General features: G+C 60.1%; 13 protein-coding genes. 4 read left to right on the forward strand and 9 right to left on the reverse strand.

What is annotated here, in order from left to right; translation table 11 throughout:
* Window positions 1–114: 114 nt before the first annotated feature.
* Window positions 115–4,011 (reverse strand): translocation/assembly module TamB domain-containing protein, encoded by a 3,897-nt coding sequence (locus CKV94_RS05865; protein ID WP_003823730.1) that lies wholly within the window; start codon window positions 4,009–4,011, stop codon window positions 115–117.
* Window positions 4,012–5,853: an autotransporter assembly complex protein TamA gene (locus CKV94_RS05870; RefSeq protein WP_003823731.1), complete on the reverse strand. Its 1,842-nt coding sequence runs from the start codon at window positions 5,851–5,853 to the stop codon at window positions 4,012–4,014.
* Window positions 5,854–6,242: 389 nt separating this feature from the next.
* On the opposite strand from CKV94_RS05870, the gene sstT reads away from it, so the two are divergent.
* Window positions 6,243–7,484 (forward strand): serine/threonine transporter SstT, encoded by a 1,242-nt coding sequence (gene sstT / locus CKV94_RS05875; protein ID WP_003823733.1) that lies wholly within the window; start codon window positions 6,243–6,245, stop codon window positions 7,482–7,484.
* A gap of 180 nt (window positions 7,485–7,664) precedes the next feature.
* Here the strand turns inward: sstT and speD are convergent, their stop codons facing one another.
* From speD to CKV94_RS05900, 6 genes are all read right to left on the reverse strand, one after another.
* Window positions 7,665–8,018, reverse strand: a complete 354-nt coding sequence (speD, locus tag CKV94_RS05880) for an adenosylmethionine decarboxylase (protein ID WP_003823734.1) — start codon at window positions 8,016–8,018, stop codon at window positions 7,665–7,667.
* On the reverse strand, window positions 8,015–8,194 hold the full coding sequence (locus tag CKV94_RS11560; RefSeq protein WP_003823736.1) for a hypothetical protein: 180 nt from the start codon (window positions 8,192–8,194) through the stop codon (window positions 8,015–8,017). Before CKV94_RS11560 ends, speD begins: the two co-directional genes overlap by 4 nt.
* Before the next feature lie 3 nt (window positions 8,195–8,197).
* Entirely contained in the window at window positions 8,198–9,751 is a 1,554-nt protein-coding gene (locus tag CKV94_RS05885) for a DUF4178 domain-containing protein (RefSeq protein WP_003823737.1), read from the reverse strand.
* A 12-nt stretch (window positions 9,752–9,763) separates the two neighbouring features.
* On the reverse strand, window positions 9,764–10,120 hold the full coding sequence (locus CKV94_RS05890; protein ID WP_003823739.1) for a hypothetical protein: 357 nt from the start codon (window positions 10,118–10,120) through the stop codon (window positions 9,764–9,766).
* An 89-nt stretch (window positions 10,121–10,209) separates the two neighbouring features.
* A complete protein-coding gene (locus tag CKV94_RS05895; protein WP_035580932.1) occupies window positions 10,210–11,268 on the reverse strand; it encodes an SPFH domain-containing protein in 1,059 nt (352 codons plus the stop codon).
* 172 nt (window positions 11,269–11,440) lie between these two features.
* Window positions 11,441–11,839 carry a DUF350 domain-containing protein gene (locus CKV94_RS05900; RefSeq protein ID WP_003823741.1) on the reverse strand — a complete coding sequence of 133 codons (399 nt, stop codon included), beginning with the start codon at window positions 11,837–11,839 and terminating at the stop codon, window positions 11,441–11,443.
* 320 nt (window positions 11,840–12,159) lie between these two features.
* Between CKV94_RS05900 and CKV94_RS05905 the strand changes: the two genes are divergently transcribed.
* The 3 genes from CKV94_RS05905 to CKV94_RS05915 all read left to right on the forward strand — a co-directional run bounded on the left by CKV94_RS05905 (window position 12,160) and on the right by CKV94_RS05915 (window position 15,176).
* Window positions 12,160–13,677, forward strand: coding sequence for a polyamine aminopropyltransferase (locus tag CKV94_RS05905; RefSeq protein ID WP_003823743.1), 1,518 nt, complete (start codon window positions 12,160–12,162; stop codon window positions 13,675–13,677).
* A 257-nt stretch (window positions 13,678–13,934) separates the two neighbouring features.
* Window positions 13,935–14,900, forward strand: a complete 966-nt coding sequence (locus CKV94_RS05910) for a DnaJ C-terminal domain-containing protein (protein WP_003823745.1) — start codon at window positions 13,935–13,937, stop codon at window positions 14,898–14,900.
* Window positions 14,901–14,903: 3 nt separating this feature from the next.
* Window positions 14,904–15,176: a chaperone modulator CbpM gene (locus CKV94_RS05915; RefSeq protein WP_003823746.1), complete on the forward strand. Its 273-nt coding sequence runs from the start codon at window positions 14,904–14,906 to the stop codon at window positions 15,174–15,176.
* A 71-nt stretch (window positions 15,177–15,247) separates the two neighbouring features.
* Here CKV94_RS05915 and glnE read toward each other — a convergent pair whose 3' ends face one another.
* Window positions 15,248–17,932, reverse strand: a complete 2,685-nt coding sequence (gene glnE, locus CKV94_RS05920; RefSeq protein WP_003823748.1) for a bifunctional [glutamate--ammonia ligase]-adenylyl-L-tyrosine phosphorylase/[glutamate--ammonia-ligase] adenylyltransferase — start codon at window positions 17,930–17,932, stop codon at window positions 15,248–15,250.
* Window positions 17,933–17,993 lie beyond the last annotated feature (61 nt).

Consider the following 17,993-nt stretch of genomic DNA (forward strand, 5'->3'; position numbering starts at 1 on the left):
TCATTCTCTTACGAGAGAAGGGTTGGGTTTTCAGGTAGCCTGCCGCGCATTGGCGGAGGCTACATGAAACTTTATCCAAGCCAAAACCTTGCGGCGGCTTGGCCGCATGGCCGGCTAATCGAAGCGGATGGTGTAGCGCACTTCGCCGCTCACGGAGTCGGTGCCGACGCGGCTGATGGCCTGCAGGGTGCTGTTGATCTGCCAGATCAGCTTCACGGCCTGGTTGGCGCTGGTTACGCTGTATTCGTAGCCCAGATAGAGCTCGTTGGTGATGCGTTTACCGAAGGTGATGACTTGTTCGGCCGGGTTGAGCTCGCCGGTTTGGGTGTTGCGGGTGCGGCGGGTGGTCATGCCGAAGTCGTCGAGGAGGCCGATTTTGTCGTTGATGTTGCCGGCCAGGAAGGCGCCGGCGGCGGCGGCTACGGTGGCTTCGTCGCTTTCGTTGCCGCTGCTGGCGCGGCCGAGGATGAGCCAGGAGAGCTTGTCTTTGTCGCTCATCGGCTCGTTAGATACGAGGCTCACGCGCGGGTTGTCGAGGCTGCCGAGCACTTCCACGCCGGCGCCCACGGGGGAATATTTGCGGGTGGCGCGCAGGTTGAGGTTGGGCGAGGCGATGGGGCCGACGAAGGAGATGTGGCCTTTGTTGATGACGAGGTCTTGGCCATAGGCTTTATATTGGCCGCGCACGATGTTTACAGTGCCCACTGCGCGCACGTTCTCTTTGGGTTTGGCGCTGAGGGTGAGCTTGCCGCCGAGCAACACATCCAGCCCTTGGCCGCTGAAGCGGAAGTTGTCGTTCAAGTCGAGGGTGAGGTTCATCTCGATGGGGGTGGCGGTGCTGGTGTCGGCGGGTTTTTCTTCGCCGAGCACCACCACGTCGTCATCGAGCCCGGGCATGCTGGATTTCTGGAAGCCGAAGTGGCCGCTATCCACTTTGAGCTCGCCGTTTAGCGCCATGCCGCGCCCGGGGTTGTAGAGCAGTTGGCTGTTGCCGCTGAGGGTGAGCTTGCGGTTGGGGTTGTCGAGGATGGGGTAGCGAGTGAACTGGGCGTTGACGTCTACATCGGGGGTGGTGCCGGTGAGGTTGACGCGGCCTTTGAGCTCGACGCTGCCGTCTTTGCGGGTGAATTTGAGCGAGTCGATTACCCAGTCGCGGCCTTGGAAGCGGGAGCTGAGGCTGCCGTTATCCAAAATCACGCCGGTGTTGCGGTCGCGGTAGTAGAGGTTTTTGCCGGTGGCGGTGCCGTTGAGGCGGGGCTCGCCCACGTTGCCGGACACGGTGGTGTCGATGGCGAGCGCGCCTTTGGCACTCATGCCGCCGGGCAGGAGGTTGCGGATGGCGTCGAGTTCGGGGATGTCGAGTTTCAGGTAGCCGTTGATTGGGGCTTGGCTGATGGCGTTGCCAAACTGCTGGCTCACGGCTACGGAGGCGTCGAGCGTGCCGTAGCGGGTTTTGCCGGTGAGGCGGTTGTCGATGCGGCCGCTTTGGAAGCGGGTGTCGAGCACGAGATTGCTCAAGCCCAGCGCTTGCTGGCGGTAGGGGATAACCACGTCGCCGGATTGCTGGGTGAGTTTTAGGTAGCCTGTGGCGTCGCGGCTGTAGCGCAAGTCCCAATCGCCGGCCACCACGAGCTGCAGTTTGACGGATTTGTCGTCTTTGCCCAGGCCGATCAGGTTGTCCAGCTCTTGCAGGTGCAGGTTGGTGGCGTTGCCTTTGCTGCTGATGCCGCTTTGTTTTTCCCACACGAAATTGTGTAGGTTGAGGCTGCCACCCATGGCTGCCCAGTGGGCGTTGTCGAGACGTACGCGTTTGGCACCGGCTTCGATTTGGATGGGGTTGAGCAGCTTGAGGTTGAAGGCGCCGCCGATGTCGAGCTGGCCGATGCGACCGTTCCATTGCTGCTCGTTGTTCAGCCCGCCGTTGGCGGCCAGATTGAGACGGAAGGGCTTGCCGCTGAGGCTGAGGCTGCTGTTGCCGGTGATACTGTGGCTTTTGCCGCTGCCGTTGGCGTTGAGGTTGATGTTGTCGATTTGGGTGCTGCCGATGTGGATTTTCCGGCCGTCGAGCTTGATGTTGAGCGGCTGGTTGAGATCGGGAGAACCTTTGAGGTCGAAATCGAGGCGGTCGATGCGCACGGCGTTTTGCACGGCAAGGCTGTCGGCGTGGCCGCGTAGGTCGGCGGTGAGCTTGGCGGGGTCGCCGGAGAGGAAACCTTGGGCTTTCAGGTAGCCTGTGAGGCCGAAGCCGAAGAGATTGAGGTTGGGCGCGTCGATATCGAGGTTGAGGCGGTCGCCCGCTTTGCCGAAGCTGCCGTCGGCGTGGATGCGGTTGCGGCCGAGCAGAAGATGGAGGTCGGCTTTGGGCAGGTGGTCGTTTTGATAGCGCAAATCGGCCTTGCCGGCGAGCGGTGCGCCGGAGAGCTGGCTGTTTTGCCAATCGAGCAGGAGGTGCAGGTTGGGCTGGTCGGCCAGGCTGCCGTCGAGCTTCACGCTGCCGTTCACGCTGCCTTGCGGCAAATCGGCCAGCACGGCGGCGGGGTTGAAGCGGGTGCTGTTAACGCGGGCGGTGATTTTGCGGCCTTGGAAGAGCTCGAGCAGGGCTTCGCCGTGCATTTCGCCGCCGTTTGCGGGGGTGATTTTCACTTGCTGCAGGCGGATGCTGCGCTGGCGGTTGGTTTTGTCAGTGAGCAGCTGGAAGGTACCGCTGGTGGCGGTTTGGCCGGCTTTAAGCTGCCAATCGGCCTGCGGGCTGCCAAGGCTACCTGAAAGCTTGATGTCGCCGTCTAGGCTGAGGTCGAGCTTTTGTTTGAGGATGTCTTGCAGTTTGAATTGCTGCACGGCGGCATCTACGGCCATGTTTTGGTTGGCGCTGTCGATGTTGCCGTTGAAAGTGATGCGGCCGCCGGCGGCCAGCTCGGTATCGACATTGTACAGATGCAGTTTGCCGCTGGTGTCCACTTTGAGTTTGCCGTTGATGCCGGCTACGGGAATGCCGTTGCCGTTGATGGGTGCGGGGGCTTGGTTGCGCACTTCGAGTAGGCCGGCGAGGGTGTCGGCTTCTTCGGCGGGATTGAGCGCGAGGTTGAACACCAAATCGGCGGCGGGCAGGGAGGGATCGAACCATTCAGGGTTGATTTGACGGCCGTCGATGTTGAGGTTGACGATTTTGCGGTTGAGCAGCAGCTCGAAGGGGCGCAGTTTGCCGTTTACGGCAAAGTGGGAGTCGCCGTTGTCCAGCTGGACGAGCAGCTCGGGGTTTTGCAGGCTGCCGTTCATGGTGATGGCGCTGTCGGCCTGTTTGCCGTCCAGCTCGCCGCTGCCCACAATTTGGCCGTCGAGCTTGAAGGGCGTGGCGGTATTGAGCGTGGCACTGCCGCTGAAATTGTGCCAGGGCAGGCGCAGGGAAACGAGGTTGAGCTGGTGGTTTTGATGGTCGAATTGGTAGCTGACCGCGCCGGATTCCACTACTGGGTTGTTACTTTTGCCCAGCAGGATGCGGCCGACTTCGATTTTTTCAATTTGCACGCCCAAGGGCAAATCCACGCTTTCAGGTAGCCCCATCGGTGGGCGGTCTTCTTTGGGCGGGGTAGGCTTGCTGATGATACGGATGTCGCCGGCGGCCAGGCGGTTGACGTGCAGCTGCCGGTGCCACAATTCCTGGGGCTGCCATTGCAGCGCCACGCTGCTGATGTCTAAATCGGTGCCCTCGGTGGCTACCTGAATGCCGCTGCCTTGAAAGCCGCGCCACAGGCTGCCGTTCAATTCCTTCACGCTGATGTTCACACCGAACCAGGAAGGGATTTTGGTGATGCCGAAGCGTAGGCCGGATTCGGTGCCCACCAGCCACACCACGGCTGCCACCAGAAGCGTGAGCAGCAGCAAAAAGGCGGAAAGCAGGCGGCGCAGCCAGCGGCGGCGCGGCTTTTTTGGCGGAGTGTCGCCGGCAGCGGCTTCGTTTTCGGCCTCGGGCGGCAGGGTGTCGGAATCAACAGGTAGTGCGGTGTCGGTCATTTAGAATCGGGTTCCCAGGCTGATGTGCCAGCGCAGTTTGCGGTCTTGGTGGCCGTAGGCCAAATCGAAGGAGAAGGGGGCAATCGGGCTAAACCAGCGCAGGCCGACGCCGCTGCCGTGATGCCAATTCATGTTGGTGAAGTTGTGGCTCACCGAGCCCATGTCGTGAAACAGCGCCAGCGCGAAGTTTTTGCCGATCGGTTTTTGATATTCGAAGCTGGCTACGGCCAAGGCGCGGTCGGGCAGCACAGAATTATTCGGGCCTTTCAGGCCGATACTGTCTTGCTCGTAGCCACGCACGCTGTTGGCACCGCCGCTGCGAAACAGCAATACGGAGGGCACTTCCAAATCTTGGTTGGAATGGGTGTAGCCCAGTTCGCCGCGTGCGATGAAGGTGCCGATGTTTTTGTGTTCTTCCGGCGTGAAATAGTAGCCGGCGCGGCCGTGCACGCGCTGCACCACGGCGGACGAGCCGAGCGAGCCGACGGTGGCGCCTACCTTGCCTTCCAAATAATAGCCGTTGGCCGGGCGCAGCAGGGTTTCGATGTTTTGGCGGCGCCAGGCGGCGGTAAGCATCAGCACATTGCTGCGGCCGAAGTCGGGGCCGCCCACAACGTGGCGTGATTCGGTGATGTATTCCAGCCCGAAGCGCGCTTCGATGCCGTCGCGGTCGCGCACGCGCCAGATGCCGGATTGCAGGGTGTTTTTATCCAGTTTCTGTGTGGTGGAGCTGTTGTAGGCGATGTTGCCCGTCCAATACCAGCCGTTGCTGTTGCGCGGCTGGCTCAGGCCGATGCTGGCGCTTTTTTCGTAGCGGTTCACGTCGGTGGCGCCGGCAAACACATAGCCGCGGTTGAACACGTTGTAGTGTTCGTAGCCCAGGCGGATGCCGGGGCCGTCTTTGGAGTCGTAGCGCAGGCCGATATCGAATTTCTGGCGCGGCACTTCGCTCACCGACACCAACAGCGGCACGTGGTCGTCCACCATTTTGGAGAAATCGGCCTCCACCTGCGCGCGGCTGTAGTGGCTGTCTTGTTCCAGTGCCTGTTGGTAATCCAGGATTTTATCGAAATCGTAGGGTTCGCCTGGCTTAAACTGCGCCATGCCGGTAATCACCGAGGCAGGGTAACGCTCGTTGCCGCTCACTTGAATATCGCCGAAATACACCGGCTGTTTGCTGTCTACGCTCACAGAGAGCACGGCTTGGCTGGTTTGCGGGTTGATGGTGGCGCGGCTTTCGGTGAGCGAGGCCAGCGGATATTTATAGCGGCGCACGGCGGAGAGCACCGAGTCTTTGCTGCTGCTCCACTCGCTGTTCACAAACGGCTGGCCCACCGGCAAGGCCCAGTTGGCCATGGCGCGTTTATAGTAGTTGGCCAATTCGGCGTCTTCCAACACCTTGCCCACAATCGACACCTCCACATTGCTCACCTGCGTGCGCGGCCCGGGTTTTACCGTGATGCGCCAGCCGCGGCCGTGCGGGGCTACCTGAATATCGGCGCTGAAATAGCCTTGCGAGCGCACGATCTGTTTGATTTCGTCTGGCGCTTCTTCGGCCAAAAACTGCATTTGTTCTTGGTCAATATCCGCATCCGGCTCGGTTTGGCGGTTGATAATGGAAAGATGCTCGCGCAAAAGTGCGGCCAAATCGGCAGGCGCATCAATGGAAATGGGGAAAGGCAGTTTGTTGGGATTAACCGTGGTGGGCTGCTCGATCGATTCTTTTTCTTTATTTTTTTGCACCGAATTGGCAGCCGCCTCCCCTGCCTTGCCGTCGGCACGGGCTGGCAGGCTCAGCAGCAAGGCGGCAATTACGGCAAGGGGGAACAGAGGGGTTTTCATGGGCAATCTGCAATCGGTAAACATCAAGCCGGTGTGTGTGCGGCAAACTGCGGCATATTAGCATTTTTGCCTTACGTTTTATAGTAAAGGCAGGCAAAAGAAATCCAGCCGGCTAAGGCTACCTGAAAGGGATGGTTGAGTTTGATTATCCAAACGGTCTGTTGTTATGTGTTTCAGGTAGCCTCTATCCGCCCAAAGGCTACCTGAAAAACTCGCTCTCCCCGCCACAGGCAGCTTGCGTGAGGAAGCGCTGTCAGTAAATATTTGTGCTGATACGTTCGTTTCTGTTAGACTGAACTTTTTCCGCCCGGAACCATGGCTGAAGTAGGCTGATGCGTTAACAAGCACGGGGCTTTGGCTATAGACAACCACACAACCTAGGGATTCGTATGCAAAACAACACTCAAAGGAAAAGCCCGTTCGGCTTTTTCACCAGCCTGGGGCTGGTAACGCAGATTGCCATCGGCCTCGTGCTCGGCATTTTGGTGGGCGTACTGGTGCGCAACACCGCCGCTGCCGACGCAGTGGTGGAAATCGGTGCGATTTTGGGCAGCCTGTTTGTGGGCGCGCTCAAAGCGGTGGCACCGATTTTGGTGTTTGCCTTGGTCACTTCCGCCATCTCGCAGCACCGCAGCGGCAACCCCACCAATATCCGCCCGATTTTGGTGCTGTATTTGGTGGGCACGTTTGCCGCCGCCGTGGTGGCCGTTGGTGCGAGCTTCCTGTTCCCTTCGCAGCTCTTGCTCAGCGGCGTGGAAGCAGCCAGCAATGAAGCGCCCACCGGCATCGGCGAAGTGATGCGCCACCTGTTGATGAACCTGGTGTCCAATCCGATTCAGGCGCTGGCCAATGCCAACTACATCGGCATCCTTGCTTGGGCATTGGTGCTCGGCACGGCTTTCCGCCAAGCCAGCGAACAAACCCGCACGCTGATCAACGATGTGGCCGAAGCCATTTCCAAAGTGGTGCGCGGCGTTATCCGCTTCGCCCCCTTGGGCATTTTCGGGCTGGTGCTGGTTACCATCGTGAAAGAAGGCTTCGACAAACTGGGCTTCTATCTGCACCTGTTGGCCGTATTGCTGGGCGCGATGCTGTTTGTGGCACTGGTGGTGAATCCCATCATCGTATTCACCCAAACCCGACGCAACCCTTTCCCGCTGGTGTTTACCTGTCTGCGTGAAAGCGGCGTAACCGCCTTCTTCACCCGTTCCTCCGCCGCCAACATCCCCGTGAACATGGCTTTGGCGAAAAAACTCGGCCTGCATGAAGACACTTATTCCGTGTCTATCCCGTTGGGCGCCACCATCAACATGGCCGGCGCGGCCATTACCATCACCGTCCTCACCATGGCCGCGGTGCACACCTTGGGCATCGCCGTGGATTTCTGGACGGCACTGCTGCTGAGTATCATCGCCGCCATCGGCGCCTGCGGCGCATCCGGCGTGGCCGGCGGCTCGCTGCTGCTGATCCCCATGGCCTGCAGCCTGTTTAACATCCCCAACGACATTGCCATGCAGGTGGTGGGCGTGGGCTTCATCATCGGCGTGATTCAAGACTCCGCCGAAACTGCCCTCAACTCCTCCACCGACGTGCTCTTCACTGCTGCCGTGGATCAGTCGCACAAACGTTGATGGTTTGATTTGAACGCTAAAAAGGCTACCTGAAAATTTTCAGGTAGCCTTTTTGTTAGCGGGCAAACCAGGTAGGGCGCGTTGCTACTGCGCTATTTAGTCAAACACATGGTTAAGAGCGAAACCTGTTTCAGGTTTCAGGTAGCCTTTCTTCCTCCTGCCACTTATCTGCGGCAAGCCTTATAGCTCGCTGCCGCGCGGATGGGTTTGCCAAACGCTGCGTTCGGCCTTTAGGGCGTGTTGCAGCGTTTCTTTCGCCGCTTCGGGCCGTAGGCGGCCGCAGAGGAAGATGTCGATGGCGGCGAAGCCGTGTTCGGGCCAGGTGTGGATGCTGAGGTGGGATTCGGCCAAGAGCAGCACGCCGGTTACGCCGCCTTCGCCGCCGAAGGTGTGGAAACGGCTTTCGAGCACGGTGGCGCCGATGTGGCGGGCGATATGCTCCAATGCGTTTTTCAGGTAGCCTTCGTTGCGCAGTAATTCGGGCGGGCAGCCGTATAAATCAAGCAGGCCGTGGCTACCGGGACTGTGGCTCATTTGTGCCACCCGCCGGATGAATACCCGCCACCGCTGTGAGAGCCGCCGAAGGAGCGAGAATTGGGGGGGCTGCTGCTCCTTTGGTATTTGCTCATGTCACCAAGAGAGGCGTAGTTGAATACTGTGCTGCCGAGGATGGCGACTATGCTGAGGATAAGGTAGGTGTTTTTCGACATGGCTTACTCTTCATCATCGCTTTCGGTGAATATATTGCCGCGCTTAACCAGGAAATACAGCACCATGGCCGATACGAATGCGGCCAGGCTGATATCTTCTTCGGTAACGAACATACTGATCCAGGCGGGCAGATTGATCACCACGAATATGGTGGTGAGCAGCAGCATCAGCCAACGTGATGGCTCGTCCGGGCGCATATCGGCGCTGTATTGCGGGGTGTCGTTCGTGTCTCCGAACCAGCGGCGCACGGTGCGATAGGGAATGGTGGTGCTTTGGCTCCAGGCCGCTTCGTGCCGGTTGCATTCGGCACAAAGTTTGCCGTTGCTGTTGTGGCGATAGTCGCTGTAGAAATCCACGTCGCCTTGGCGGATATGCCAGTAAAACGCACCGGCAGCGAAGACCACGCGGCCGCCGTAATCGTAGAGTTTGGGCAGGCCTTGCGGTTGGAACAAATCGCCATACAGGCGCGGCCACACGTTGAGCGTTTCCGACACGCTCCATTCGCCGTCGCCGCTTTCCACCAGCCACATAAAGCCGGCCTGCGGCTCGAAGAGCAGATATTCCGTCCACCGCCCGACGGGTACGATGCCGAGCGGCTTTTGGCCGAACATCAGATTGAACGCATCTTCCGGCTCCAATTCGTCTTTGCGCACCGCGCCGATGAGGGTGTAGGTGCGGTTGTTGATACGGGCTTCCGAACCGATTTTCAGGGTGAACGCATCAGCCTGCGCCTCGCGCCTGTTGTTGGCTTCCAGCAATTCCAACTTGCCTTCTGTGGCATCCAGGTTGCTGCCGCAGCTGGGGCAGAGGATGGAAGGTGTGAGGCCGGTAATCCATTGCACCGGTGAGCCGCAGTTCGGGCAGCTTTCGGCCTGGCGTGTGCCTTTGAGCCGGCCGGCGCTGTCGGTCACCTGCTCGCTGCTGCGCGTATTGCCAAGTTGTAAATCGGCCAGCTTCACGCCCTGCCCCACAAACACTTCGGGTGGGGAGGAAGCATAATCCAGCGTGAGGAAAATCTGTTCGCAACGCCAGTCGGCCACCTGGTTTTTCATCTGCGGCGGCACGGCAAAGGGCAGCTCGCCCTGTGCGGCGGCCTGCTCCAGCACGATATCGCGCACGTCGGCCGCCCAAAAGCGTTTGTTGCGGTATATCAGGCTGCTGCGGCCGGCCACCAGGCTGGAAAATTCCGGGATTTCCTGCAAGGGTTCGGCAGCGGGCAGGGTGAAGACGTATTGGTCGCCCGATTCGGAGAGCCAGCCGTTGGCACCGTCTTCAAACTGCACATACCACTCGTTCCACATGCCGGCATCGTATTTGGCCTGCAGGCGGCCGATGATGGCAAACGGGCGGTTGGCAAATGTGCCGGCGGTGCCGATTTGCAGCGGGCTGAAGTCTTCCAGCAGGGCGGAGTCGCGGCCGCTGTCGATGATGCCTGCGCCCTGGCGCACCAAGAGGCTGTGGCAGAAGCCGCACACCAGCGTAACCGCCGTGGCCGAATGCGCGTGCACGGGCGCGCCGCAGCTGGGGCAGTCGGTTTTAAAGAAGGGTTCGCTCATGATGGGTTCTTCCTAAGGGGCTGGCGGTTTGGCGGCAAATTTAGCGGCAATCTCGGCGGCTGTTAAATCGAAGCCGTCGCACAAGGGTGCGGCATCTTGGCCTGCAATACCGGCAACGGTTTTCAGGTAGCCTGCAAATTCCAGAAAGACAGGCTGGTTTTGCGGCGTCAGGCAGAAAATGCCGTTGATTTGGTGCGAATCGCGGAGGCGGTTCACTACGGCGCTGAACGCATCCCAATCGGCAGCAGCCTGCTCCGGCGCAACGGCCTGCAAGTCGGCAATGGTTTGCAATTCCTCTGCAAAATCGAGAATGGTGGGCCGGCTTTGCAGATGTTTGGCGATGACTTGTACGGGATTTGTGGTTGGCATGATGGGATTTGGCTTTCAGGTAGCCTTTAAGCCGCGTTTGAGGCTACCTGAAAGCTTACGGATGATGCTTTTCAGGTAGCCTTAGGCAATCAACCAATCAACTGCTTGAGCACTTCGGCTTTGGCCTTCTCGTAGTCTTCGGCAGAAATCAGGTTGCCGTCGAGCAGGGTTTTGAGTTTGGCCAGCTTGGCTTGCGGGTCTTCAGCGGCGAGCGCGGCGAGCGCGGCGGGCGCAGCCGGGGCGGCAGGCTGCGCAGCTTGAGCGGGGGCGGCTTGGGCAGGCTGCTGGGGCTGCATCATGCCGCCCATCGCGCCAGCCATGGCCTGGCCGATGCCGGCACCCACGCCGAGACCGGCACCGATACCGGCGATGCCGCCTTCGTTTTGCGCGGCCATCGGAATGGCGGTGGCGGTTTGGTATTGGGTGAATTTGCCCATATCGCCGATGATGCCCATCGACATTTTGCTGTCCAGCGCTTTTTGCACGTTTTCGGGCAGGCTCACGCTTTCCACGGTGAAGTTTTCCAGCGTGAGGCCGAGTTTGGCAAACTCAGGCAGCAGCAGCTCGTTCATTTTCTGCGACAGCAGCACTTGGTTGGCAGCCATATCGAGGAAGGGGATGCCGGAAGTGCCGAAGGCGGCGGCCAGCTGGGTCATGGCCAGGTTGCGCAGCTGCTGTTCGAGCTGCTCGCCGCTGTAGGAGGCACCCACGCCGGTTACTTCGCGGAAGAAGGCGGCGGGATCGCTGATGCGGTAGGCATACATGCCGAAGGAACGCAGCTGGATTACGCCGAAATCGGCATCGCGCACGGTAACCGGCTGGGAAGTGCCCCAGCGGCGGGCGAGCTGCTGGCGGGTGTTGAAGAAGTAAACGTCGGATTTGAAGGGCGACTGGAATAATTTATCCCAGTTTTTCAGGTTGGTGAGGATGGGCAGGGTTTGGGTGGTGAGCGTGTAGCGGCCGGGCTGGAACGCGTCGGCGGCTTTACCTTCGTCCACAAACAGGGCGGCCTGCGCTTCGCGCACGGTGAGGCTGGCGCCGTTTTGGATTTCCTGGTCGGCCACGGGGAAGCGCCACATCAGCAGCCCTTCTTCGGGATTCGGCCATTCGATAACGTCGATAAACTGCTTCTTGATGAAATTGCCCAGCATGGGGATTCCTTTCTTGATGGATAGGGAGAAGGGGAAGGCTACCTGAAAGCATGCTGCAACGGGGCAGCCGGATACCTTGGCGCAACCAAGGCCGCATTATTGCGCAGCTAAAATGGGGCAAATTTCCGCAAAACCAAATTTCAGGTAGCCCGTTGCGTACGCGTTGCTACTACACCAAACAGGCGGCGTTGAGCAGCCCCACCGCCACGGAAATCACCGCGCAAAGCGTGCCCACCGCCACATTGTTGCCGGCCAGCTCGCCGGCGGCATCGGGCACGAGGCGGGTGGCGGCGAAATACACCACAATCTGAATTGCCGCGGCCGCCCAGCTCCAGAGCACGAAATCCAGAAGCCCGACGCTGTGGGTGATGCTGGAAGCCAAGGGCAGGCAAAAGCCGACGAGCGCGCCGCCGAAGGAAAGCGCGCAGGCCAGGTTGCCGTTTTTAATCAGCTTCAATTCGTCGGCCGGGGTGATGCGCAGATACACGGCGGAAAACAGCGCAGTCATGCCCAGGCCCACGGCCAGGTATTGCAGATACGACAGATATTGTTGCAGGGAAATGCTCATGGGTTGCCTTTGCAATCAGGGTGGAAAGAGAAACCGCAGCGGCGGCGATATGCGGCTGATTATGCCATACAAATGCCTGTTGTTCATCTTGCTTTGCCGTTTTATTTATGAAGCAAAATTTAGGTTTTAGGCGGCTTACTGAATTTCAGATAGCCTTCATGATTCGCACCCTGTTTGCCCTTATGCCTCATGTCGCACGAGCACTTCTGTTGGTTGGCGGCTCCCAAGAAAAGGCAACAGAAGAAAGGCAGCTACGGGCTGATGAAAAAAGGTATGGCTTTAGCTATATAATTCAGCCCATCATCAAGGTTACCTGAAACATGAAACCCGACCGCACCCTCATTATCTCCGTTTTCATCGTGGCCAGCTGCGGGCTGGCGTATGAACTCATCATTGCCGCGCTGGCCAGCTATTTGCTGGGCGACAGCATTTTGCAGTTTTCCTCCATCATCGGCCTCTACCTCTTCGCCATGGGCATCGGCGCGCACCTCACCAAATACATCCGCGATGAAGACGCGCTTTCGCGCTTTATCGAAATCGAATTACTGGTGGGCATCATCGGCGGGGTGTCGGCCTTGGTGTTGTTTGTGGTGTTCGGGCTGGCTGCCGCGCCGTTCCGCACGCTGCTGTATGCGCTGGTGTTGGTGGTGGGCATCGTGGTGGGCATGGAAATCCCGCTGGTGATGCGTGTGCTGAACCGGCGGCAGGCCGATTTTAAAGACCTGGTGGCCAAAGTACTGACGTTTGATTATTTGGGCGCGCTGGCCGTGTCGCTGCTGTTCCCGCTGGTGCTCGCGCCCCGGCTGGGCATGGCGCGTTCCGCCTTGCTGTTTGGCCTGTTCAACGCCGCCGTGGCCGTGCTCACCGCCCGTGCCTTCAAAGCAGAGCTGCCGCGCTACCGCGCCATCCAGCTGCGCGGCGGTATCGTGCTGGCCTGCCTGCTGGCCGCCTTCGCCGCCGCCAACCGCATCACCTTTCTGGCCGAACAAAGCTATTTCGGCGACCCGGTGGTATACGAAAGCCATTCGCCCTACCAGCGCCTGGTGATCACCAAATGGCACGACGACCTGCGCCTCTACATCAACGGCAACCTGCAATTTTCCTCGCGCGACGAAGCCCGCTACCACGAAGCCCTCGTGCTACCCGCCATGCAGATGGTGGGCGGGCAGGCGCAAAACGTGCTGATTCTGGGCGGCGGCGACGGCCTGGCCGCGCGCGAAGTGCTGAAATACCCGCAAGTGAAGGGCATCACCCTGGTCGACCTCGACCCGCAAATGACCAGCACCTTCCGCACCTCCGCCGAATTAAGCCGCCTCAACGCCGGCTCGCTCGCCAGCCCCAAAGTGCGCGTGGTGAACGACGACGCCGCCAAATGGCTGGAGCAGGCGCAGGAAAAGTTTAACGTCATCATCATCGACCTGCCTGATCCCTCCAACTTCTCGTTGGGCAAGCTCTATTCCGTGCCCATGTATCGGCTGGTGGCGCGGCATCTCGCGCCCGATGGCAAAATCGTGGTGCAATCCACCTCGCCCTATTTCGCCCCGAACGCCTATTGGTCGGTGGTGGCCACGCTGGAGGCCGCCGGGCTCGCCACCGCGCCCTATCATGTGTATGTGCCCTCCTTCGGCGAATGGGGCTTCGTGCTGGCCGCCCGCGAGCCCGATTTCCCCGTGCCCGCACAATTCAGCGTGCCCACCCGCTTTCTAAACGCCGACACCGCCGCCGAAATGTTCCGCTTCCCGCCCGACATGGCACGCCGCGATGTGCAGCCAAACTATTTGAACACGCAGATTCTGGTGCATTATTTCGAACAGGATTGGCGCAATGTGATGCGCTGAGAAAAGGCTACCTGAAACTTTCAGGTAGCCTTTCCCAACCGCTCAAACAAAACAGCCTGATTAAGAAAGCCTTTATCGAGCGAACACAGGATTTACCTGCCGCAAACCGCGTATTGATTTCCCTGTGTCCAGCCCCATTTCTCTCTTGTATTTGTAGCCGCGCACCTCTGCCCTACGGCTTTCAGCCAGCCCTAGCCCAGCGTTCATCCCAAGAGGTGCCTCCTGATTTTTATCCATTCCACAGAATATCCAACTATATGAGTGCCAACCAGAAAACCTATTACGACATCCTCGGCGTGGCCAAAGATGCCAGCCTGGCCGATATCAAAAAGGCCTACCGCAAGCTGGTGCGCCAATACCACCCCGATGTCAGCAAAGACCCCGATGCCGACCAAAAAACCAGCGAAATCAACCTCGCCTACAACACCCTGAAAGACGAGGCCAAACGCGCCGAATACGATGAAATGCTGGCCAACCCCTTTGGCCGCGCCGGCAGCGCCCACGGCGGCGCGGGCGGTTTCGACCCCGGCCAAGACTTTGGGCAATACTACCACTTCGACAGCAGCCGCTTCGGCGAAGGCCAGCCCTTTGGCAGCGGCGACTTCCGTTTCGACGACATCTTCTCCGCCTTCGGCCACGCCGGCGCAGGCCGCCAGCGCCAAACCGGCCCCATTCCCGGCGAAGACCAGCACGCCGAGCTGACGATCGACCTCGCCGCGGCCTACACCGGCGGCGAACGCTCGCTCAGCCTCGATATGCCCACCCTCGGCGCGGGCGGCCAAATGGCTTACGAGCGCAAAACCCTGCAGGTGAAAATCCCCAAAGGCATCAGCGAAGGCCAGCAAATCCGCCTGCGCGGCCAAGGCCTGCCCGGCTTCAACGGCGGCGCAAACGGCGACCTCTATTTAAAAATCCGCTTCCGCGAAAGCGACACGCTGTATGTGAAAAACCGCAAAGACGTGTACCAGCGCATCGATGTGATGCCCTGGATAGCCGCGCTCGGCGGCAAAACTGCCATCGACACGCCCGCCGGCAAACTCAACATCAACATTCCCGCCAACAGCCGCAGCGGCCAAAACCTGCGACTCAAAGGCAAAGGCATTCCCGCCAAAGAAGCCGGCGACCTCTACCTCATCATCAACATTACCCTGCCCGAAACCATGAGCGAAGCCGACCGTGCAGCCTGGCAGCAGCTGGCCGAGCATTACGGCGTGAAAGGATAAACCATGAACCGCGAACAAGATATTCAGCTCACCTTCAACGAAATCGTGCGCGCCTGCGACGGCGATGCCGATTGGGTGGTTAATGTAATCGAGGAAGAAATCATTTCTGTGCAGGGCAGCCCGCGCGAGGCCGGCTTCAGCGGCTGGCAGCTCGCCCGCATCCGCCGCGCCCGCCGCATCAGCCGCGATTTCGAGGCCAGCGTGCCCGCTACTGCGCTGATCCTGCAACTGCTGGATGAATTGGAAACCCTGCGCAAAGGCCGTTTGGAGGATTAAAACCGAGCTTTGCCGCTGTAATGTCGCTAAGTAAAAAGGTTACCTGAAACTTTTCAGGTAGCCTTTTCGTTTTAGCGAATCTCTTCGCCGAACACTTGGCGCCACAGTGCGGCCACTTGTTCGTAGTGTTCGCGCAGGGTGTCGTCCACTTGTACTGCGCCCGCGCCGTGCAGCTGCTGGCGGTGTTGCACTTGGCGGTAGTGGCGGTAGGCGGCGGCGGTGCGCGCGGCGGCATCTTGGCTGAGCAGGCCGCGGCGGGCGGCCATATCGAGCAGGGCGATGTTGCCGTAGTTTTCCAACAGCTCGGGATACTGCCGGGCATGGAGCAGCACGAAGAATTGCACGATGAATTCCACGTCCACCACGCCGCCGCGGGCGTATTTCACGTTGTCTTCGCGGGCGGGGTGGGTGGGCAGCATTTTGCTGCGCATTTGGGCGATTTCCTGCCGCAGCGGGTTTGCTTCGCGCGGCAGGCTGAGGATTTGGCGGCGGACGGTTTCAAACTTGCGCCCCACTTCGGGGCTGCCGGCCACGAACCGGGCGCGGCTGAGGGCTTGGTGCTCCCAAATCCAGGCGTTGTCGTGCTGGTATTTGGCGAAAGCTTCGAGGCTGTGGGCTTGGAAGCCGCTGTCGCCGTTGGGGCGCAGGCGCAGGTCGGTTTGGTAGAGGTTGCCCGCGCCGGTGCTGCCGGAGAGCCAGGTGGTGAGGCGGCGGGCGTATTTGCTGTAGATGTCGGCGGCTTCGGGCGCGCCGTCGTCATACAGATACACCAAATCCAAATCGGAGCCGTAGGCCAGCTCTTTGCCGCCGAGCTTGCCATAGCCGATGATGGCGAAGCGGGGGATGGGGCGGTGGGTTTTGGGCATGGCCTGCCACACCTGCCACATGGTGTGTTCGAGCAGGATGTCGGCCAGGTAGGAGAGTTGATCGCTCAGGGCTTCGAGCGGCCAGCGGCCGGCCAAATCCTGCACGGCCAGGCGGAAGGTTTGGGCGTGTTTGAAGCGGCGCAGCACGTCCATTTTGGCTTCGGGGTCGCCGGCGGTTTGGAGGCTACCTGAAAGTGCGCCGATGAATTGCGGCCAGTTGGGGTGTTCCATTAATTGTGCCGACAATAATTCGTCCAGCAGCACGGGGTGTTGCTGCAAATATTCGGCCAGCCAGGGGCTTTGCGCCATGAGTTCGGCCACTTGGGCGAGTGCGGCGGGGTATTCCTGCAAAAAGGAGAGGTAGGCGGAGCGGCGGCTGATACTGTCGAGAAAGTCGAGCAGGCGCGGCAGGGCGGCTTCGGGGCGGCTGCTTTCGGCGGCGGCGGCCACCACGCGCGGCAGCACGGCGTCGAAACGCTGCTGGGCGCGGGCAGACAAATGCCGGTAGCGGCTGCTGCTGCGGATGTGCGCCAGCCGCTCGGCGGCTTCGGGCGCGTTGGCAAAGCCCAAGTCGGCCAGCTGCGCCGCCCATTCGGTGGCTGCGGCATCGTCTTGCCACAGGCCGGCCAGCGGCTGTTCGGCCTCGCTTTCATTCTCTTCGGGGCTGCTTAATGTTTGGTTGAACTGGGCGCTCACCTGGGCGCGCTGCGCGTTGAGGCTACCTGAAAATTCTTCGTAGTTGGCAAAGCCCATGCTTTCGGCCAACAGCTGCTGCTGGTCGGGGTTTTCAGGTAGCGTTTGGGTTTGCTGGTCGTCCCAGTATTGCAGGCGGTGTTCGAGGCGGCGCAGGAAGCGGTAGGCTTCGAGCAGCCTGGCGGCAGATTCGGGCGCAAGAATGCCGGCCTCGGCCAGTGCGGCCAGCGTTTCCTGCGTACCTTTGAGCTGGAGGCTGCGGTTTTGCCCGCCGCGGATCATCTGGAACACCTGCGCGATAAATTCCACCTCGCGAATGCCGCCCGCACCGAGCTTGATGTTGCCGGCCATGCCTTTTTTGCTCACTTCGCTGCGGATTTGGCGGTGCAGCCCGCGCAGGGCTTCGTAGGCGCCATAGTCCAGATATTTGCGGAACACGAAAGGCTGCACCACGCTGCGGATGCCGTTGGCATGTGGCGTGACCACGCGGCCTTTGCACCAGGCATAACGCTCCCATTCGCGCCCCTGCGCCACCAAATATTGCTCCAGTGCGGTTTCGCTCAACACCAGCGCGCCGCTGTCGCCGTCGGGGCGCAGGCGCATATCGATGCGGAACACTTGGCCGTCGGCGGTGATGTCGTTCAACAGCGCAATCAGCTTCTGCCCCACCTTGGTGAAAAATTCCTGATTGCTGCGGCTGCGCCGCCCGTCGGTTTCGCCCGATTCGGGATAGACAAAAATCAAATCCAAATCAGACGATACGTTTAATTCAAACCCGCCCGCCTTGCCCATGGCCACCACGCTCAAATGCTGCGTCGCGCCGCTATAGCGGCCGATGGGCGTGCCGTAGAGCGCGGTGTAGTGCGCTTCGGCAAAAGCGAGCGCGGTGTTCACCGCAAAATCGGCCAGATGCGTGATGGAAGCCGTTACTTCCGCCAGTTCGGCCGCGCCGCACAAATCGCGCACCATAATCTGCGCGAGCACATAACGGCGTAACAGCCGCAACTGCCGTGCCAGCTCGGCCTCATCCGCCGCTGCCGCGATGTCTGCCCACGGCGCGAAGGCGGCCAAATCCTGCGGCTGCAAAGGCTGCGCGAGCATGGGCTGCAAACGTGCAACATCGATTTGCCCGCTATCCAGCTGGCGCGATAGCCAAAGGGAAAAACGGCGGGCGTGGGCAATCATATCGGCAGGCATGGGGGGATTCCTTGTGTGCGGAGGGTATAAATCAAACGGGCAGATTATAGGCTACCTGAAG

Origin of the sequence: Eikenella corrodens (genome assembly GCF_900187105.1) — a bacterium.
GTDB lineage: Bacteria > Pseudomonadota > Gammaproteobacteria > Burkholderiales > Neisseriaceae > Eikenella > Eikenella corrodens.